The organism is Alcaligenes faecalis (genome assembly GCF_041521385.1).
Taxonomy (GTDB): Bacteria; Pseudomonadota; Gammaproteobacteria; order Burkholderiales; family Burkholderiaceae_B; genus Alcaligenes; species Alcaligenes faecalis_E.
Genome location: NZ_CP168006.1, coordinates 1,101,899 through 1,121,880, shown reverse-complemented (window position 1 = coordinate 1,121,880; position 19,982 = coordinate 1,101,899). Strand labels below are relative to the sequence as shown.

The 19,982-nt window shown below is 56.2% G+C and carries 15 protein-coding genes; 11 read left to right on the top strand and 4 right to left on the bottom strand.

Annotated elements, in window-relative coordinates:
• The first annotated feature begins 28 nt into the window (after positions 1 to 28).
• From odhB to ACDI13_RS05100, 4 genes are all read left to right on the top strand, one after another.
• Positions 29 to 1,243 carry a 2-oxoglutarate dehydrogenase complex dihydrolipoyllysine-residue succinyltransferase gene (odhB, locus tag ACDI13_RS05115; protein WP_316990830.1) on the top strand — a complete coding sequence of 405 codons (1,215 nt, stop codon included), beginning with the start codon at positions 29 to 31 and terminating at the stop codon, positions 1,241 to 1,243.
• Between the two features lie 161 nt (positions 1,244 to 1,404).
• Positions 1,405 to 2,832 carry a dihydrolipoyl dehydrogenase gene (gene lpdA, locus ACDI13_RS05110; RefSeq protein WP_316990831.1) on the top strand — a complete coding sequence of 476 codons (1,428 nt, stop codon included), beginning with the start codon at positions 1,405 to 1,407 and terminating at the stop codon, positions 2,830 to 2,832.
• A 217-nt stretch (positions 2,833 to 3,049) separates the two neighbouring features.
• Positions 3,050 to 4,141, top strand: coding sequence for a cell division protein ZapE (zapE, locus tag ACDI13_RS05105; protein WP_316990832.1), 1,092 nt, complete (start codon positions 3,050 to 3,052; stop codon positions 4,139 to 4,141).
• Between the two features lie 76 nt (positions 4,142 to 4,217).
• A complete protein-coding gene (locus ACDI13_RS05100) occupies positions 4,218 to 5,540 on the top strand; it encodes a tryptophan--tRNA ligase (RefSeq protein WP_316990833.1) in 1,323 nt (440 codons plus the stop codon).
• Between the two features lie 155 nt (positions 5,541 to 5,695).
• Here ACDI13_RS05100 and ACDI13_RS05095 read toward each other — a convergent pair whose 3' ends face one another.
• Together ACDI13_RS05095 and ACDI13_RS05090 are read right to left on the bottom strand one after the other, a co-directional pair.
• A complete protein-coding gene (locus ACDI13_RS05095) occupies positions 5,696 to 6,208 on the bottom strand; it encodes a hypothetical protein (RefSeq protein WP_316990834.1) in 513 nt (170 codons plus the stop codon).
• A 3-nt stretch (positions 6,209 to 6,211) separates the two neighbouring features.
• Positions 6,212 to 8,560 carry a Tex family protein gene (locus ACDI13_RS05090; RefSeq protein WP_316990835.1) on the bottom strand — a complete coding sequence of 783 codons (2,349 nt, stop codon included), beginning with the start codon at positions 8,558 to 8,560 and terminating at the stop codon, positions 6,212 to 6,214.
• A gap of 160 nt (positions 8,561 to 8,720) precedes the next feature.
• Here ACDI13_RS05090 and ACDI13_RS05085 point away from each other — a divergent pair, with 160 nt between their 5' ends.
• On the top strand, positions 8,721 to 10,769 hold the full coding sequence (locus ACDI13_RS05085; RefSeq protein WP_316990836.1) for an ATP-dependent DNA helicase: 2,049 nt from the start codon (positions 8,721 to 8,723) through the stop codon (positions 10,767 to 10,769).
• Between the two features lie 379 nt (positions 10,770 to 11,148).
• Positions 11,149 to 12,630 (top strand): SulP family inorganic anion transporter, encoded by a 1,482-nt coding sequence (locus ACDI13_RS05080; RefSeq protein WP_316990848.1) that lies wholly within the window; start codon positions 11,149 to 11,151, stop codon positions 12,628 to 12,630.
• Positions 12,631 to 12,849: 219 nt separating this feature from the next.
• Here the strand turns inward: ACDI13_RS05080 and ACDI13_RS05075 are convergent, their stop codons facing one another.
• Positions 12,850 to 13,626: an outer membrane protein assembly factor BamD gene (locus tag ACDI13_RS05075; protein WP_372373088.1), complete on the bottom strand. Its 777-nt coding sequence runs from the start codon at positions 13,624 to 13,626 to the stop codon at positions 12,850 to 12,852.
• 116 nt (positions 13,627 to 13,742) lie between these two features.
• Between ACDI13_RS05075 and ACDI13_RS05070 the strand changes: the two genes are divergently transcribed.
• From ACDI13_RS05070 to phaR, 5 genes are all read left to right on the top strand, one after another.
• Positions 13,743 to 14,708 (top strand): RluA family pseudouridine synthase, encoded by a 966-nt coding sequence (locus tag ACDI13_RS05070; RefSeq protein ID WP_316990837.1) that lies wholly within the window; start codon positions 13,743 to 13,745, stop codon positions 14,706 to 14,708.
• Entirely contained in the window at positions 14,690 to 15,457 is a 768-nt protein-coding gene (gene pgeF, locus ACDI13_RS05065; protein WP_316990838.1) for a peptidoglycan editing factor PgeF, read from the top strand. Before ACDI13_RS05070 ends, pgeF begins: the two co-directional genes overlap by 19 nt.
• A 142-nt stretch (positions 15,458 to 15,599) precedes the next feature.
• Entirely contained in the window at positions 15,600 to 17,231 is a 1,632-nt protein-coding gene (locus tag ACDI13_RS05060; RefSeq protein ID WP_316990839.1) for an alpha/beta fold hydrolase, read from the top strand.
• 126 nt (positions 17,232 to 17,357) lie between these two features.
• Positions 17,358 to 18,095, top strand: coding sequence for an acetoacetyl-CoA reductase (gene phbB / locus ACDI13_RS05055; RefSeq protein WP_316990840.1), 738 nt, complete (start codon positions 17,358 to 17,360; stop codon positions 18,093 to 18,095).
• Between the two features lie 59 nt (positions 18,096 to 18,154).
• Positions 18,155 to 18,697 carry a polyhydroxyalkanoate synthesis repressor PhaR gene (gene phaR, locus ACDI13_RS05050; RefSeq protein ID WP_316990841.1) on the top strand — a complete coding sequence of 181 codons (543 nt, stop codon included), beginning with the start codon at positions 18,155 to 18,157 and terminating at the stop codon, positions 18,695 to 18,697.
• A gap of 5 nt (positions 18,698 to 18,702) precedes the next feature.
• Here the strand turns inward: phaR and ACDI13_RS05045 are convergent, their stop codons facing one another.
• Complete coding sequence (locus ACDI13_RS05045; protein ID WP_316990842.1) at positions 18,703 to 19,845, bottom strand: GNAT family N-acetyltransferase; 1,143 nt, start codon at positions 19,843 to 19,845, stop codon at positions 18,703 to 18,705.
• Positions 19,846 to 19,982 lie beyond the last annotated feature (137 nt).

The window sequence follows — 19,982 nt, the reverse complement described above, 5'->3', positions numbered from 1 at the left end:
CCAAATTTTAAATACGGAAAATATAATCATGGCAATTACTGACGTTCTGGTTCCCCAACTTTCTGAATCCATCTCCGAAGCCACCTTGCTGGAATGGAAAAAACAACCTGGCGAAATGGTTCAGGCCGACGAAATCCTGATCGAGGTCGAAACTGACAAGGTTGTGCTGGAAGTTCCCGCTCCTGCATCGGGTGTACTGAGCGAAATCGTCAAGGCCAACGGCAGCACCGTGACCTCCGGTGACGTGCTGGCCCGTATCGACTCCGAAGGCAAGGCCAGCGCCGCCGCTCCTGCTGCCGCTCAAGAAGCTGCCCCAGCCGCTGCGCCCGCTGCTGCTGCCCCAGCCACCAGTTCGGCTGCTTCCTCGGTTGCTTCGCCTGCTGCTGCCAAGATCCTGGCTGAGAAAGGCGTGGAAGCCAGCTCCGTGGAAGGCTCCGGCCGTGGTGGTCGCATCACCAAGGGCGACGCTCTGGAAGCCAACGCCGCTGCCGCCAGCAAGCCTGCGGCTGCTCCTGTTGCACCCGCCACCTTGTCTCTGGATGGCCGTCCAGAGCAGCGCGTGCCCATGAGCCGCCTGCGTGCTCGTATCGCCGAGCGTCTGCTGCAGTCGCAATCCGAAAACGCCATGTTGACCACGTTCAACGAAGTGAACATGCAAGCGGTGCTGGATTTGCGTAAAAAATACAAAGATCAGTTCGAGAAAGAGCACGGTGTGAAACTGGGTTTCATGTCCTTCTTCGTGAAAGCGGCTGTGGCTGCGTTGAAGAAGTACCCCGTGCTGAACGCCTCGGTGGATGGCAAAGACGTCATCTATCACGGTTACTTTGACATCGGTGTGGCCGTTGGCAGCCCACGCGGTTTGGTGGTGCCCATCCTGCGTAACGCCGATCAAATGTCCATCGCTGACATCGAAAAGCAAATCGCTGACTTCGGTGCCCGTGCTCGCGACGGCAAGCTGACCCTGGAAGAAATGACAGGCGGTACCTTCTCGATCTCCAACGGTGGTGTGTTCGGCTCCATGCTGTCCACTCCCATCATCAACCCACCTCAGTCCGCCATCCTGGGCATTCACGCCACCAAGGACCGTGCTGTTGTGGAGAACGGTCAGATCGTGATTCGCCCCATGAACTACCTGGCCATGTCCTACGACCACCGCATCATCGACGGCCGCGAAGCCGTTCTGGGTCTGGTGGCCATGAAGGAAGCCTTGGAAGATCCACAGCGTCTGCTGTTGAACGTCTAAGCACGCGGTAGTTTCGGTCTAGTATGTTTACGGCCAAGTGCTTGCTTCTAAGCCTTGGCCGACTTTGTTTAAGGAGCTGGGGGTTGGCGTCCGCCACCTGATTCTTTCCCGCCTGCTTGTAGGGCGGTCCAGTGTGCCTTTTCACATTTATGGGATTTTTTATGGCTAAGCAATTTGATGTTGTCGTGATTGGTGCAGGCCCTGGTGGCTACATCGCCGCCATCCGCGCTGCTCAACTGGGTATGAGCGTCGCTTGCGTGGATGCATGGTCCACCGCGGAAGGCAAACCCGCTCCTGGCGGTACGTGCACCAACGTTGGTTGCATTCCTTCCAAGGCCTTGCTGCAATCGTCCGAACACTTCGAGCACGCCAATTTGCATCTGGCTGATCATGGCGTGGATGTCAAGGGCGTATCGCTGAATCTGGACAAGCTGATCGGTCGTAAAGACGTGGTCGTCAAGCAGAACAACGACGGCATTCTGTACCTGTTCAAAAAGAACAAGGTTAACTTCTTTCACGGTACGGCCTCTTTTGGCGGCAAGGTTGACGGCGGCTGGTCGGTGAACGTGGCCGGTGCCAATGCCGAAGAGCTGGTTGCCAAGAACGTCATCATCGCTACCGGTAGTTCGGCTCGTGCCTTGCCTGGTGCCGATTTCGACGAAGAGCAAATTTTGTCCAACGACGGCGCACTGCGTCTGCCCAAGGTTCCCAAGAAGCTGGCCGTTATCGGTGCTGGCGTGATCGGTCTGGAACTGGGTAGCGTGTGGCGTCGTCTGGGCGCCGAAGTGACCATTCTGGAAGGGGCTCCCGAGTTCCTGTCCGCTGTGGATCGCGACGTTGCCAAGGAAGCTCTGAAGGCTTTCACCAAGCAAGGTCTGAAGATCAATGTGGGCGTGAAAGTGGGTGAAATCAAAAAGACGGCCAAGAGTGTTGCCATCAACTATGTGGACGCCGCTGGTGCCGAGCACAAGCTGGAGGCCGACAAGTTGATCGTGTCCATTGGCCGTGTGCCTAACACGGCCGGTCTGGGTGCAGACACCATTGGTCTGAAACTGGACGAGCGCGGCTTCGTGGTGGTGGACGACGATTGCGCCACCAGCCTGCCAGGTATCTGGGCGGTGGGTGACGTGGTGCGTGGTCCTATGCTGGCTCACAAGGCCGAAGAGGAAGGTGTGGCTGTGGCCGAGCGTCTGGCTGGTCAGCAACCCCACGTCAACTTCGACACCGTGCCTTGGGTTATTTACACCTCGCCCGAAATCGCCTGGGTTGGCAAGACCGAACAGCAACTGAAGACCGAAGGCCGTGCTTACCGCGCTGGCAGCTTCCCCTTCCTGGCTAATGGCCGTGCCCGCGCATTGGGTGACACTACCGGCTTTGTGAAGGTTCTGGCGGATGCCAAGACGGACGAAGTTCTGGGCGTGCACTTTGTGGGCCCTGTGGCTTCCGAGCTGGTGGCTGAAGCTGTTGCCATTATGGAATTCCGTGGCGCGTCGGAAGATATCGCCCGTATTTGCCATGCTCACCCAACCCTGTCCGAAGCCCTGAAAGAAGCGGCCTTGGCAGTGGACAAACGCGCTCTGAACTTCTGATAGACTTTCAGGGTGTTGTTGGAAAAGGGCGGGCACGGGCTCGCCCTTTTTTTCGTCACGAAAGGCTGATCACAGCAGTCCGTAGCGGCTGCGATGCGTGAGGTAATTAACCGCGCAGTAGGCTCAGACCCTGCGTCAAAAGCGGTGCTGCTGGGGATTACAGTGCATACTGGCAGACCACTACCTGTCTTGGACAGGTTCTTTTATTTTCAGTGATATGAATGTTCACGAGTATTACCATCAGGCTTTAGCGGAAAAAGGCTACCGTGCCGACCAGGCACAGGAGCAGGCTATAGACCGGTTGCAACGCTATTACGACGAGTGGGTGGAGTTTCGCAGAATGCGCTCCGGGGCCTTGCGTCGTATGTTTTCCCGTCCGGAAGTGCCGCGTGGTGTGTACCTGTGGGGTGGGGTCGGGCGCGGCAAGAGCTTCCTGATGGACGCCTTCTACCTGACGGTGCCGCTCAAGCGCAAAACTCGGATTCACTTCCATGAGTTCATGCGCGGCGTGCACAAAGAGCTGAATCAGGTCAAAGGCATGAGTGATCCCTTGGATGAGGTCGCCAAACGTATCGCCAAGCGTTATCGCCTGATCTGTTTTGACGAGTTCCACGTCTCGGATGTGGCCGATGCCATGATTTTGTACAAGCTGCTGCTGGGCCTGTTCGAGCGCGGTACGTCCTTTGTGATGACCTCCAACTACGAGCCTTCCACCTTGTATCCGGAAGGCCTGCACCGCGACCGCATCTTGCCCGCTATTGCGCTGATCCAGAAGAACATGGACATCATGAACGTGGACACGGGGGTGGATTACCGTCGCCGTGCGCTGGAGCAGGTGAAAACCTATTTGACGCCATTGGGGCCACAGACCACCGCAGAGTTGCAAGCCATGTTCACGGCCTTGTCGGACACGGCCCCTCAAGAGCCGGTGCTCAGCATCGAAAACCGGGATGTAAAAGCGGTGGCCTTGTCAGGCTCGGCTGTCTGGTTTGATTTCGAGACTTTGTGCGTCAGCGCACGTTCGCAGAACGATTATCTGGAACTGGCTAACCGATTCCAGACTGTGATCCTGTCCGATGTTCCCCGCATGACGGCTCGTGATGCTTCTGCGGCCCGGCGCTTTACCTGGCTGGTCGATGTTTTTTACGATCACAAAGTCAAATTTATTATGTCCGCGGCGGTGCCCGAGGATCAGTTGTATGTCGATGGCCCCATGGCCAATGAGTTCCACCGTACTGTCTCGCGTTTGATGGAAATGCAATCGCGCGAGTACCTGGAGTCAGAGCGGCGCCAGGCAGTTATTTTGTAGGAGGCTGGGTGCGGCCACTGGCCACGCGCCTGATTCCTGAACCCTGACACGTAGTTTTATAAGCGTATTTTTTATCATGACGACACGAGTACTGACCGGCGTTACAACGACCGGTATTCCACACTTGGGTAATTATGCCGGGGCGATTCGTCCGGCTATCCGTGCTAGCCAGCAAGCTGATGTCGACGCATTTTTCTTCATGGCGGACTACCACGCCCTGATCAAATGTGACGACCCGGAACGCGTAGCCATTTCGCGCCGTGCGATTGCGGCTACCTGGCTGGCCTGCGGCCTGGATGTGGAAAAAGTAACGTTCTACCGTCAATCCGATATTCCGGAGATTCCGGAGTTGTCCTGGATGCTGGGCTGTGTAACCGGCAAGGGCTTGATGAACCGTGCGCACGCTTACAAGGCTTCTGTCGACAAGAATGAGGCGGCGGGCGTAGAGCCTGATGATGGCGTTACCATGGGCCTGTTCAGCTACCCCGTACTGATGGCGGCCGACATCCTGATGTTCAATGCCCATAAGGTACCTGTGGGCCGGGATCAGGTGCAGCACCTGGAAATGGCACGCGATATCGCCAAGAGCTTCAATCACCTGTATGGCCGTGGCAAGGAGCTGTTTGTCTTGCCTGAGGTGCAGGTAGAAGAGGACGTGGCCCTCTTGCCCGGCCTGGATGGCCGCAAGATGTCCAAGAGCTATGACAACACCATTCCCTTGTTTGAAGGTGGTGCCAAGGCACTGAAGTCTGCCATCGCCCGCATCGTGACGGACTCCAAAGGTCCCGGCGAGTCTAAAGACCCCGATGAGTCGCACCTGACGGCCTTGTACAAGGCCTTTGCGACACCCGAGCAGACTCAAGCCTTCCGTCAGCAGTTGATCGACGGTATGGCCTGGGGCGAGGCTAAGGATGCTTTGCATCAGTTGCTGGAAGCCATGATTGCGCCCATGCGGGATCGCTACGAAGCCTTGATGGCTCGTCCTCAGGATATTGAGGATTTGCTGCAAGTTGGCGCGCGCAAGGCCCGAGCCTACGCCACCCCCTTCATCCATGAATTGAAGGCGGCCGTGGGCCTGCGTGACCCCTTGAGCGTGGCAGTTAGCAAGACTGAAGCCAAGGCTCGTAAAGCTCGTTTTGTGAACTTCCGCGACGAAGACGGCACCTTCCGTTTCCGCCTGCAAGATGCTGCTGGACAAGAGCTGTTTCTGTCTCGCTCTTACGCAGACCCAAAACAGGCTGGTGTGGCGATCAAGGCACTGCAGACAGCGGCTTTTGCCGAAGTCGCCAAACAGGAAGGTCAGGAGCTGCACATTCATTGCGCTGGTGAAGAAGTGGCACGTGTCTCGGCAGATTTGCGCGATGCGCTCGAAGCGGCTTTGGATTCGATGCGAGACTAGGTGATGATTCTGCTGCGAGATGGGTATGAAGGATACCCGTAGCGGATGCAGTCAGTTTGAAAAGCAACAGGCCCACTCATCCGTGGGCCTGTTGGTTTATGGTGGCTAGTCCCCGTGTATCTCGATGAGGGCTTGTGCTCGCATCGATACGGTCTTTATTGAGCAGGCTGGGCGGGAATACCCAGCTCTTCACACAGATTTAGAATTTCTTCCAGGTTCTCGCGTTTGACCACGATCAGTTGAAACTCTTCGTCATAGCTTTGGGCAAACTCCAGCAGGCAGTAGGAGGGGTGAAACTCTTGTAACTGTTCGTTAGCCCATTGGAAAAAGCCGTCCACGTCCTGAAAAGGCATATCGTCGTAGGGAAAGGCGGGCAGGTCCTGGCTCTCAAACGCAGCCAGGATTTCTTCCCACAGCTCATCAACGGTATCGGCCAGGGCCAGATAGTCGTCCAGTTCGTAGCTGATGGCCAGGATCAGAGCACCATCTGGATCATGTTCCATCAGGTTCTGGGCGTGCTTGCCATAAGCCTCACCCATCGCCGCCGGGCTGGCGCTGGCAGTCAGTACGGACTGGCTGATGGCTGCAATATCCTGTTCCTTCTGATCAAATCCGGTCAGCAGATTGAGCAGACGCGTCAGTTGGGGAAGGCGCTCGGTCTCAGTCATGGCTTATCTCCGAAGCTTGCTAAAGGCGGCTGCCATGGCACCGGTTGGTGCCGGTTCAGCTTGCCGGTTGGGACGATTGTTTCCGGAACGGCGCTGGGGAGCGTTGTTTGTGCTGCTGGAACCACGCATCGGGCCGCTGTCGTCGTTCAGGCGCATGGTCAAACCAATACGCTTGCGGGCTACATCCACTTCCTGAACTTTAACCTTAACCGTCTGACCCACGCGAACGACATCTCTCGGGTCTTTCACAAAGGTGTCGGACAGGGCCGAGATATGGACCAGACCGTCCTGGTGTACGCCTACGTCCACGAAGGCGCCAAAGTTGGCTACGTTGGTGACTACGCCTTCCAGAATCATGCCGGGCGTCAAATCGTTCAGAGAGTTGATGCCTTCCTGGAACTTGGCGGTGGTGAATTCAGGGCGAGGGTCGCGGCCGGGTTTTTCAATTTCGTTAAAAATATCACGCACGGTGGGCAAACCAAAGCGTTCATCCGTAAAGTCCGACGGCGACAAGCCTTTCAATGCGCCGGACTTACCCATGACATCACTGGCTTCGGTTTGCAGACGCTCCAGAATACGGGCAGCAACCGGGTAGGCCTCCGGGTGAACTGCAGAGGCATCCAGCGGGTTGGCTGCGCCGGGAATACGCAAAAAGCCCGCGGCCTGTTCAAAGGCTTTTTCACCAAAACGTGGTACGTCACGCAACTGCTTGCGGCTTTGGAAGGCACCGTTTTCGTCACGCCAGATGACGATGTTTTTGGCCAGCGTGTTGTTCAGGCCGGACACGCGCGCCAGCAGGGGAGCGGAAGCAGTGTTGACGTCCACACCCACGGCGTTCACACAATCCTCGACGACGGCGTCCAGGCTGCGAGCCAGTTCGCGCTGGTTCACGTCGTGCTGGTACTGACCCACACCAATGGATTTGGGGTCGATCTTGACCAGCTCGGCCAGTGGATCTTGCAGGCGGCGGGCAATAGAGACGGCACCGCGCAGGCTGACGTCCATGTCAGGGAATTCCTGGGCAGCCAGCTCGGAGGCGGAGTACACCGAAGCACCGGCCTCGGACACGACGACGCGGGTTAGCGGCAGTTGGGGGAAAGCCGATTGCAGGTCAGCCACCAGTTTTTCGGTTTCGCGTGACGCTGTACCGTTACCAATCGCCACCAGTTCAACTTGGTAGCGAGTAGCCAGACCGGCCAGGGTACGAATGGCGCCTTCGCGGTCACGACGGGGCTCAAAGGGGTAGACGGTGGCCGTATCCAGCACCTTGCCGGTTGCATCGATCACAGCGGCTTTTACGCCGGTACGAATACCTGGGTCCAGGCCCAGCACGGCTTTATTGCCAGCGGGGGCCGCCAGCAGCAAATCACGCAGGTTGGCGGCAAACACGCGGGTGGATTCTTGCTCGGCTTGTTCGCGCAGACGACCAATCAGCTCGGATTCAAACGCTGTCAGCAACTTGACGCGCCAGGTCCAGCGGCAGACCTCGGCTAACCAGTGATCACGTGGGCTGGCGTCGGCGGAAAAGTCAGCGCCAATATCGGTCAGCTCGGCAACTTTCAGCACACAAGGGTGGGGCAAAAGCGCATCCTGCTCGGGGTTCAGACCCAGGCGCAGATCCAGCGCACCTTGCTGGCGACCGCGCAACAAAGCCAGTACGCGGTGAGAAGGCAGTTGGCGCAGTGCTTCGTTAAAGTCGAACCAGTCGCGGAACTTGTCGCCTTCCTGCTCCTTGCCTTCGGCAACCTTGGAGTACAAGTGGGCGGACTTCCACAGATAGTCGCGCATGGCTTCCAGCAGGTCGGCTTGCTCGGCAAAGCGTTCGGCCAGAATGTCGCGGGCACCGTCCAGAGCAGCTTTGGTCGTGTCGATCTTGGCTTCGGCATTCAGATAGCCTTCGGCCAACGTCAGAGGGTCGGCCTCCTTCTGGGCCAGAATGGCGTCCGCCAGCGGCTCCAGACCGGCCTCGCGGGCAATCTGAGCACGGGTACGACGCTTGGGCTTGTACGGTGCATATAAGTCTTCCAGACGCTGCTTGGTGTCCGCCGCCAAAATGGCTTGCTCCAGCTCGGGCGTCAGTTTTTCTTGCTGGCGGATCGATTCCAGAATGGCATGACGACGCGATTGCATATCGCGCAAATAGATCAGGCGCACTTCCAGATCACGCAGGACATTATCGTCCAGGCCGCCAGTCGCTTCCTTGCGGTAACGGGCAATAAAAGGGACCGTGGCCCCGTTGTCCAAGAGCTCAACCGTAGAGGCGGCTTGTTGGATGCGGATGTTCAGTTCAGAGGCCAGTAGCGCCAGAATCTGTTGGTGATCCTGTTGCTGGGCGAGGGTTTCCACAGTCATTTCAGTTATGGGTCCATCGTTGTAAAAGGGTCTGCAAGCGCCGCATTTTGCCATAAAGACCGGCAGCGACCCAGAATTGGCAGGTATCATCTTGTATGTATTCCACTGTGATTGTAGACAGTTCTGTCATTCGTCACCTCTCCCTGAGCGGTTTTGCCCCATGTTGTTGCAGGATTATTCCGATATATTTTCCCCCCAAGGCCCATTGGCAGAATCTGTCTCGCACTATCGTCCGCGACAGGCTCAGTTGGAGCTGGCCCAAGCCATCAGCGAGACCGTCGCCGAGTCTGGCGTATTGATCGCCGAGGCTGGTACCGGAACGGGCAAGACCTGGGCCTATCTGGTGCCCGTGTTCATGCAAGGTGGCAAAGCCTTGGTCTCGACTGGAACGCGCACCTTGCAGGATCAATTGTTCCGTCGTGATATTCCTCATCTGCGCAAGGCGCTGGCCTTGCCGGTGGATGTGGCCTTGCTCAAGGGGCGCAGTAACTATGTCTGTCATTACCATCTGGAACGATTGGGTCAGGACGACCGTGCCCTGAAGTCCCGTGCGGAAATTGCGTATCTGCGTGCCATCCAGCTTTTTACGGAGCGTAGCCGTAGCGGTGACAAGGGTGAACTGGCCGAGGTCCCGGAGGACGCGGATATTTGGCATCGAGTCACTTCCACACGGGATAACTGCCTGGGACAGGACTGTCCCTTTGTGCGCGACTGCTTTGTGATGAAAGCCCGCCGTCATGCCCAGGATGCCGATGTGGTGGTGGTGAACCATGCCCTGTTCATGGCCGACCTGGCCTTGCGTGAAGAAGGCGTGACGGATTTGCTGCCCAGCGTGGATCTGGTGGTATTTGACGAAGCGCACCAACTGCCCGATGTGGCTACCCGTTTTCTGGGTAGCAGCGTGTCCTTGTATCAATTGACGGATTTGTGTCGGCAGATAGAAGCGGCGGGTTTGGCCCAGGCCCGTGAGACCGTGGACTGGAGTCAGGTTGCCCGCAAGCTGGAACAATCGGCGCGGGATTTGCATCTGCGTACTGCTTCGCTGGCGGCCCAAGGTGGCCGTGCTACTTTTCAGGCCTTGCCCGAACCCGAGCTTTTTGATGAGGCGCTGGAGAATGTGCTGGAGACCTTCGACAAGGTCATCAAGATGCTGGCCATGGTGGCTGAACGCCATCCTGATCTGGCGGCGGCACATAAGAGCGCATTGGAAATACGTGCGCGCTTGTTCCAGTGGAGTCAGCCAGATCGCCAGGGCCGTCACGCTTATCTGCCAGAAAGCGAAAAAGACGAAGATCAGCCTGACGAGTTCGTGCGTTGGGTAGAAAGCGGTCAGCATTATTTGCGCCTGCACAGTGCGCCTTTGTCAGTAGCCAAGATTTTCTCGCGCTACCGAGGCAAGGAGCAGTCCTGGGTGCTGACCTCGGCCACTTTGTCGGTGCACGGGGACTTCAATCACTTCAAGCGGCAACTGGGCTTGTTCGATGCCCGCACGCAAGCCTGGGCGTCACCGTTCGACTATCCCAATCAGGCACTGTTCTATGTGCCCAGCACCTTGCCGCTTCCTAGCCATCCGAATTTCAATCAGGCATTCGTGGATGCGCTCATTCCCTTGATCAAGGCCGGTCAGGGCGGTGTGCTGGTGCTCTGTACCACCTTGCGCTCGGTAGAGCGGATTGCCGATATGCTGCGGGACCGATTTGATCGGGAAGACATAGAGCGCAATGTGCTGCGTCAGGGGGAGCGTTCCCGGCAAGTTCTGCTGGACGAGTTCCGTGCTCGTGGCAATGCGGTGCTGGTGGGTAGTGCCAGTTTTTGGGAAGGGATTGACCTGCCCGGCGATGCTTTGACGCTGGTTGCCATCGACAAGCTGCCCTTTGCGCCACCCGATGATCCGGTGCTGGAAGCCCGTATCAAGGAATGCAAGGACAGAGGCGGTAATCCCTTTATGGAGTATCAGTTGCCCGAAGCCGCTATTGCCTTGAAACAAGGGGCAGGGCGTCTGATCCGTACCGAACGTGATTGGGGCGTGCTGATGGTGGGTGACACCCGTATTGTTGAGAAGCCCTACGGCAAATTGTTGTGGCGTGGTTTGCCACCTTTTGCCCGTACTCGTGATCCTGCTCGGGCCTTGGCGTTTTTGCGGGAGCAAAAGGCCAAGCGACACAGCGATGAAGCGGGGCAAGTGATGGTAGGAGACGGCCTGGAGTAACGGTGAAGGGCCAGTCGATTAGCTGGCTTCTTGCTCAAAATCACAGACTAGACCATCTCTGGTGGGCTGTCTGTTTTCAAGGGCAGGGAACACGTTTTGTTTTCTGAGTACAATCATGGCCATGGCTAACCTTGCTTACCTCACACTGAAACCGGTTCATTACCGGGGCGCAGCCATGCCTCGCGGACATTTTCACTCCGTCACCCCCCCTTAAGGGGGCGCCAGCGCGGCAAGAGCATTCTTCTCTTGTTTTTCCCTTTTATCCAGCCCCTCGCTGTCTGCTGCGACGGGCTTGCTCATGTTTGCCCTGTATGTCCAGCCTGTGACGGCTGCGCTGGGCATGGTGAGCGCGTCTCTCTTCTTTGTAAATGCGGTGTTTATGTTGATTGAAAAAATCAGAACGGAATGGTTCTCCAACGTTCGGGGTGATTTGTTGGCTGGTCTTGTGGTGGCATTGGCGCTGATTCCAGAAGCCATTGCGTTTTCCATTATTGCGGGTGTGGACCCTAAGGTCGGCCTGTATGCTTCTTTCTCTATCGCCACGCTTATTGCTTTTGTCGGTGGCCGGCCAGGCATGATTTCGGCTGCGACCGGGGCGATGGCCTTGGTGATGGTGACACTGGTGAAAGAGCATGGGCTGGATTACTTGTTGGCGGCGACCATTCTTGCCGGGATGCTGCAAATGTTGGCTGGGTTTTTTCGCCTTGGGCAACTGATGCAGTTTGTCTCGCGCTCGGTCATCACTGGCTTTGTCAATGCCCTGGCGATCTTGATTTTTATGGCCCAATTGCCGGAGTTGACGAATGTGACCTGGCACGTTTATGCCATGACGGCGGCTGGCCTGGTCATTATTTATGGATTGCCTTACATCACCCGGGCTGTGCCTTCGCCCCTGGTTGCCATTGTGGTTCTCAGCATTGTCTATATGGTTCTTGAGCTGGATATCCGCACTGTGGGTGATATGGGGGAGTTGCCAGACAGCCTGCCCAGCTTTTTGATTCCCCAGGTTCCTTGGGCTTGGGAAACGGTGCAGATTATTTTTCCTTACTCGGTCACCTTATGTGTCGTGGGCCTGTTGGAATCCTTGATGACGGCCACGATCGTGGACGATATGACTGACACCATGAGCAACAAAGACAGAGAGTGTGTAGGGCAAGGGGTTGCCAATATCGCCACAGGCTTTGTCGGAGGGATGGCGGGCTGTGCCATGATTGGTCAGTCTGTGATCAACGTCAAGTCAGGTGGCCGTGGTCGACTGTCCACCTTAACAGCGGGTGTGGTGCTGTTGATACTGGTTGTCTTTCTGGGGGAGTGGGTCAAGCAGATACCGATGGCTGCCCTGGTTGCCGTGATGGTGATGGTTTCCATTAGTACATTCAATTGGCGTTCAATCAAAGACTTGGTCGTGCATCCTAGAACATCCAGTGTCGTCATGTTGGCGACGGTGGTGGTCACTGTCGCCACCCACGATCTGGCCAAAGGGGTGCTGACAGGTGTTCTGTTCTCCGGTGTGTTCTTTGCACACAAGGTGCGCCGTATTTTGCATATCACCTCAAGTCTCAGCGAAGATGGCCAGACACGTACTTATATTGTTTTCGGGCAGGTGTTTTTTGCGTCTGCAGAGAACTTTTTTTCACAGTTCGACTATCAAGAGAAAGTGCCGCATATCTGTATTGATGTGAGCCAGACACGATTTTGGGACTTAAGTTCGGTTGCGGCCTTGGATCGGGTTGTACTGAAATTGCGTCGTGGTGGTGCTCAGGTGCAGGTACAGGGGCTTGATGCCAGTAGCACGACGATGGTCAAACAGTTTGCTCGCTACCCCAGTAGTGATGGTGCAAGCCCGGTCAATCCTCATTAAAGAGCGAGGCCGGAGCTGGCTGCTCCGGCTTCAGGCGTTTGGGTTTGGATGGCAATTGGCAGGCAGAGCCTTCTGAAACAGATCAGTTGCCCACAACTCAAAAGTAAAAAGGGCCGAATCCCATCCAGGATTCGGCCCTTTTTTGGGCTGCATTCAGTGAGACGTTTTATTGCCGTTTCACAAAGGCAGTCCGTATCTTGTGCTGCTTTGCTGCAAGGCTTAGAACCAGTTAATCGGGTTCCAGTAGTTAACCTTGGTATCCAAGCCTTCCGTGAAGTATTTTGAGTCCGGGAAGTTTTGATCCATCACGCGTTTGGTGGTGTCGCGCAACTCGGTTTGACCCATCTTGTCGTAGGACAGGTACATCAGGTACAGCGCGCGCTCGGCGATTGGCACACCCTTGAAGTCCGTAATCACGGTTTGGGCACGGTTCACCGCAGCGACGTAAGCGCCACGTTTGTAGTAGTACTCGGCCACATGCACTTCGTTCTGAGCGATGGTGCTGACCAGCCAAGTCAAACGCTTGGCGGCATCGGGTGCGTATCGGCTATCAGGGTAGCGTTGCAGCAGATCGTTAAAGGCTTCGTAGGATTCGCGCAGACCTTTAGGGTCACGCTCGCTGGGGTCCTGTTGGGTAATGTTGGACAGAGCTGCACTAGGGGGCGTAAAGGAGATGAGCCCTTTCAGGTACAGCATATAGTCGGTGCCGGGGTGGCTGGGGTATTGCTTCTGGAAACGGTCAATAGCGGCCAGGGCTTTGGCAGGCTCTTCGTCTTTCCAGTTAATGTAGGCTTGGTCGATCAGCGATTGCTGTGCGTAAGTGCCAAAGGGGTAGCGGGACTCGACGGCTTCCAGGCGGGTACGCGCCTCTTTCCAGTTGCCGGCGGACATTTCTTCACGGGCGTCTTTATACAGGCGATCGGCGGTCCAACCCGTGGTGGGGTCAACTTCTTTTTTGGTAGTGCCGCAGCCAGCAAGCAACGTGGCGGCCAGCATTAATGCGGCTACGTGGGCCAGCTTGGTGCCACGAATACGTGGCAAGTTCAGGTTCAGGCGAGTCACAAAAGCGTCCTTGGTGTTAGCATTGCTGCTCAATTATATGATTTGTCGCCATGCCTGACACAGATACTGAAAAAGATAGTGTTGTTTCTTCCGACGCACTGCGTTTTATCCTTCCCATCACTGCGTCTCCCGATCGTCTGGACAAGACCTTAGCGCGTTTACTGCCACAGCATTCGCGCAGCCGTCTACAGTCCTGGGTCGAGAGTGGGCATGTTCTTGTCAACGGCCAGGCCGTCAAGGTCAAGCATACGGTTTACCCCGGTGATACCGTGCTGGTCTGGGAACAACAGGCCCCAGAAGACATGGCGTTTGAGCCGGATGACGTGGACTTCGAGGTTGTGGCTCAAAGCGACTCCTGGCTGGTGATTAACAAGCCAGTGGGTCTGGTCACACATCCGGGCGCGGGTAACTGGCGTGGCACCTTGCTCAATGGTTTGCTGTTTCGCTTTCCCAATCTGCGTCAGGTGCCTCGTGCCGGTGTTGTACACCGGCTGGACAAAGACACTTCCGGCTTGCTGGTGGTGGCGCGCACAGAAGTCGCACAAACTCACTTTGTCCGACAACTGCAAGAGCGTAGCATGGGACGCCAGTATCTGGCCTTGGTTCATGGTGTCTTGCCGGGCCAGGGCTCGGTCGATGAGCCGATTGGACGCGATTTGCGCGTGCCCGTGCGCATGAGTACTGGGCCATCCGTCGCCCCCAAGCATGCTGTAACGCATTATCAAATGTTGCGTCAGGGTTATGCGGGCGAGGAGGCCGTGACCGAAGTGGCTTGCCGGCTGGAAACCGGGCGTACCCACCAGATTCGCGTCCACCTGAGTTCGATCAAGCATCCCTTGCTGGCCGATACCTTATATGGTGGTCGCGTCGTCGCGGGGGCGCAGCGCCAAATGCTGCATGCGCATGTGCTGGAGTTTGAGGATCCCGATACGGGCGAACGCCGCAGCTTCTCGGCGGAGCCACCGTCAGACTATCAATCTGTTGCAGAGTCTATTGAATGGCACACTCAACGTTGATTCCTACTGTTAGTGGCCCCGCACAAGCGGGGCTGCTTTATTTCTGTACGACTCGGGCTGGCGGCGTCAGCCAGGACGAACGTGACAGCCTGAACCTAGGCTTGAATACGGGCGATGATCCGGAGCGGGTGCAGGTCAACCGCCAGCGGCTTGCAGACTTCCTGGGTTCGGAGCCAATCTGGTTGGCACAGGTACATGGCACTGATGTGCTGGATGCCGATCAGGATGTGTTGCCTGCCGCACCCAGACCGTTTGACGCTGCCATCACCACGCGCCGGGATCGCACTTTGGCCATTCTGACGGCGGATTGCCTGCCGGTGGTGATCTGGGACGAGCAGGCCCAGGTGCTGGGCGTGGCCCATGCCGGTTGGCGTGGTCTGCAAGCCGGAGTCCTGGAGCGCACCTGGCAGACGATGACTGCTCGTTGTCCCCAAGCGCAATCCTGGCAAGCCTGGGTTGGTCCAGCGATTAGCCAAGAGCACTTTGAAGTTGGGCAAGAGGTTTTTGATGCCTATGTCCTGGACGAGCCGGAATTGGCTGCCTTTTTTATTCAGGGAAAGCGCCCTGGAAAATGGCAAGCGGATTTGCCGGGTATTGCATGCCACCGATTGGAAAAATTGAGCCCCGGTAAAATGAGCGTGCATTTAAGTGGGCTGTGCACGTTTCAAGAGAATGAATTGTTTTATTCCTACCGACGCTCGCCCTTGACGGGCCGACAGGCCACCATTGCTCGCTTGAGCCCGCCTTAACGGTTTTTTGAGCGTATTAAAGACGAGATGGAATCTTTAATTCTGTCTATTGGCGTGCCAACCTAATTAATTACCCCAATTGACTGCCTTTGTTACGAACGTCATGCTTTAAGCGTATTTGCAATTCGTTTACAGGTGGCAGATGTCGAGTAACAACAGAGCTTTTCAAGGTTTTGGCAAACCGATGGATGCCACCCGCTGTGCTGAACTGCAAGCTCGTTATATGCAGCGGTGGCAGGATCTGTGGGACCAAGCCCAACGCGGTGCTTTGCCACCCCCACAGGATCGTCGGTTTGCGGATGCCGCTTGGCAGCGCAATCCCACCGCCTTGTTCAACGCCCATATCTGGCAGCTTGGCGTTCAGGCCATGAACGAGATGCTGGACCTGATGGAGCTGGACGCCGCACAGCGCGAGCGTTTGAGCTTTTCCATGATGCAGTGGGCCGAGGCCATGTCGCCCAGCAACTATCTGCTGCTCAACCCCCAGGCTCTGCAAACCATGATGGATACCGGGGGCCAGTCCGTGCTGGAGGGTATGTCCAATTTTATGGGCGACTGGCAAAAAGGGCGTCTGACTCAAACGGATGAAAGCCAGTTTCAGTTGGGACAAAACGTGGGCACCACCTCGGGTGCCGTGGTGTTCCAGAACGATATTTTTCAGTTGATTCAGTACGCACCCACCACCAGTATGGTGCATGCCGTGCCTTTGCTGATCGTGCCTCCGTGCATCAACAAGTTCTACATTTTGGATTTGCAGCCCGAGAATTCGTTTGTACGTCACGCCCTGGATCAGGGGCTGACGGTGTATCTGATGTCCTGGCGCAATCCTCAGCCGAATGACGCGGCCCATATTCATGCCCTGGGCTGGCAGGATTATCTGGAGCAAGGCGTGCTGGAGGCGATTCGGGTCAGTCAGGAGCTGTCGGGACAGGAAAAAATCAATACGCTGGGCTTTTGTATTGGTGGCACCTTGCTGGCCAGCGCCTTGGCGCTGGCACGCAATAAAGGTCAGGACCCGGCCGCTTCCATGACCTTGCTGACCACCATGCTGGACTTCACCGACGTGGGCATGCTGAATGTTTTTATCGACGAAGCGCAGGTCGCGTTTCGGGAGTGGCAATTGGGGCAGGGCGGCTTGCTCAATGCTCGCGAACTGGCCAGTACCTTTTCTTTCCTGCGCCCCGCCGAGCTGGTTTGGAACTATGTGAACAGCAATTACTTGCAGGGTAAAAAACCACCTGCCTTTGACTTGCTGTACTGGAACTCCGACGGCACCCATTTGCCCGGTCCTTTCTTTACCTGGTACTTGCGTAATACCTATCTGGAAAATCGTCTGGTTCAGAAAGGCGGTGTCCCTGTGGGGGAGCACCGTGCCGATCTGAGTCAGCTTGATTTGCCTGTCTACTTGTATGGCTCCAGAGACGACCATATCGTGCCCTGGCAGTCGGCCTATGCATCCTTGCGAGCATTGCCTGCGGCCCAGCATCGTTTTGTGCTGGGGGCCTCGGGCCATATTGCAGGTGTCATTAACCCGCCTGCCAAGCAGCGTCGTAATTACTGGGTGCTGCAAGACGGCGAGCCGGTTGCCACGCTGGATGCCCAGCAGTATATGGAACGGGCGCAGGCCGTCCCCGGTAGTTGGTGGTCGGACTGGACTGCTTGGCTTGCGCCCTTGTCAGGCTCACGACGTCGCGCAAAACGTCGTTTGGGCCATGCGCGTTATCCCGTGCTGGAAGAGGCACCCGGCAGTTATGTGAAAGTGCGCGCCAGTTAATTTTTCAGTTTTTCAGGTTTCGGGAGCAGGGCGTTCTGCCTGCTTCCTTTATCCCGATGCCAGACTTTTCCATTGCCCGGGCTGGCTCAGGGATTCGAGCGTTGTCACCCCTTTCAGGAGATGTATATGAGCAGCAAAGTCGCTTACGTAACTGGTGGTATGGGAGGGATAGGGACAGTCATTTGTCAGCGCCTGGCCAAAGACGGCTTTACCGTTGTTGCAGGCTGCGGCCCCAACCGTGATTTTCAGAAATGGTTGGGTGAGCAAGCCGAGCTGGGTTACACATTTCATGCTTCGGTGGGCAACGTAGCAGACTGGGATTCGACTGTTGAGACCTTTAAAAAGGTATTTGCCGATTTTGGTCGTGTAGACGTATTGGTCAATAATGCCGGGATTACGCGCGACGGGACCTTCCGTAAAATGAGCCAGGAAGATTGGCGTGCGGTGATCGACACCAACTTGAACAGTTTGTTCAACGTGACCAAGCAGGTGATTGATGGCATGGTAGAGCGTCAGTGGGGCCGTATCATCAACATCAGTTCGGTGAATGGGCAAAAAGGGCAGTTTGGCCAGACCAACTACTCCACGGCCAAAGCCGGGATTCATGGCTTTACCATGGCCCTGGCCCAGGAGGTTGCTAACAAGGGGGTGACGGTCAATACTATCTCCCCCGGTTATATTGGTACGGATATGGTGCGTGCGATTCGCCCCGATGTTCTGGAGAAAATCGTGGCGACCATTCCAGTAGGCCGTTTGGGTACACCGGATGAAATTGGCTCCATGGTGGCTTGGCTGGCCTCGGGTGATTCAGGCTTTGCCACGGGCGCGGATTTTTCCCTGAACGGTGGCTTGCACATGAGCTAAGGCTTGTTGCAGTGCAGAGCGCGTGTTTTTGTTTTATTGATTAGGAAGTCAGTACCAGCATGGGATCCCCTCGACTCATCAAGAAATACCCCAATCGCCGCTTGTACGATACACAGGCCAGTGCTTACATCACGATGGTCGATGTCAAGCAACTGGTCCTGTCAGGCGAGGAGTTCGCGGTCGTCGATGCTAAAAGCGGCGAAGACCTGACGCGCAGTATTTTGCTGCAGATTATTCTTGAGGAAGAAAGCGGGGGGATCCCGATGTTTTCCACTCCGGTGCTGATGCAGATCATCCGCTTTTATGGCAATGCCATGCAGGGGGTGATGGGCTCGTATCTGGAAAAAAACATTCAGGCTTTCATGGAAATCCAGGAGCGCATGACCGAACAGTCCAAGGGCGTGTATGGCGGGCAGTTTGGCCCCGAGGCCTGGGCGCAATTCATGAGTCTACAGGCGCCTGTGATGCAAACCGTCATGAACAGCTATATCGATCAAAGCAAGAATCTGTTCGTGCAAATGCAGGATCAGATGCAGGACCAGACCCGGCAGATGTTCTCGGTCTTTCCCTTTGCGCCACCCGGCAAAGACAAGAAAGACTGATTTTTTTAGCCTGCCAGCGTTTTAAACGGGGTATGGCTGCTGAGCGTTTCCTGATAGCGGGCCACATGGCCCGCTTCTTCATGCAGGAATGCTTCAATGGCGTGGGCAAAGCGAGGATCTGCAATCCAATGTGCCGAGCTGGTGGGAGTTGGCAACAAGCCACGCGAGAGCTTGTGCTCCCCTTGAGCGCCACCTTCAAAGAAACGCAGTTGCTGTGCAATGCAGAACTGGATCGCCTGGTTGTAGCAGGTCTCGAAGTGCAGGCCAGGTACGTAGCGAGTACAGCCCCAGTAACGTCCATAAAGTGTGTGCCCATCCCGTAGCGATAGGGCGCAGGCTACTGTTTGCCCATGTTGTTGGGCCAGAATCAACACGAGGGATTCGGGTAACTGTTCATGCAGGCGCGCAAAGAATTCCCGATTCAGATAAGGACGTTGCCCGCGCTCCTGATAAGTGTTGGCGTAGCACTGGTAAAAGTAGTCTAGATTTTGTTCGCTAATCTCTTGACCCTGCTTGTGTTTAAAGGACAGGCCTTGTTCGTAAATCTTGCGGCTGTCCTGTCGCATTTTTTTGCGCTTTTGCTGAGTCAGCGAAGCCAGAAAGTCCTCGTAGCTGGCGTAGTCCTGGTTCTGCCAGTGAAATTGCACATCATGGCGAATCATGAAGCCAGCCTGCTCCAGAGCTTGCCTGTCGTCCGGATTGGGGAACAGCACATGCACGGAGGATAACTGATTGTTCTGTGTCAGTTGGATCAGTTGCCGGGCCAGCAGGACGCGATCTTCCTGGGTGTGAGCCAAAAGACGCGGGCCGCTGACGGGCGTAAAGGGGATGGCGCACAAGAGCTTGGGGTAATAGTCCAGACCATGGCGTTGATAGGCTTGGGCCCAGCCTTGGTCAAACACATATTCTCCCCGGGAGTGATGCTTCAGATACAGGGGCACGGCGCCACACAGCGTCTGGCCACGATGCATCAATAGGTAATTCGGTGACCAGCCTGTTTGCGGGGTGACGCAACCGGTTTCGTGCAGGGACCTTAAAAAAGCATGGCGAAGCAAGAGGTGATGGCCCGATAGCGCATCCCAGCTTGCTGAGTCGAGATCATTCAGTTGTGTGCAAAGTGAAAATTGGATCGGTTCAGTACTGGCCATGGCGAAGGGGCATTGGTGTGCCTATCTTGAAACAGGGTAGGGCTTAGGCCCTGATGGCTTTGTATACTAGCCAGCGTTTCATGCAAAGGGAAGGCTTGTTTGGTATGGTTGCCGGCGCTTGCCCACGACGAGGACTT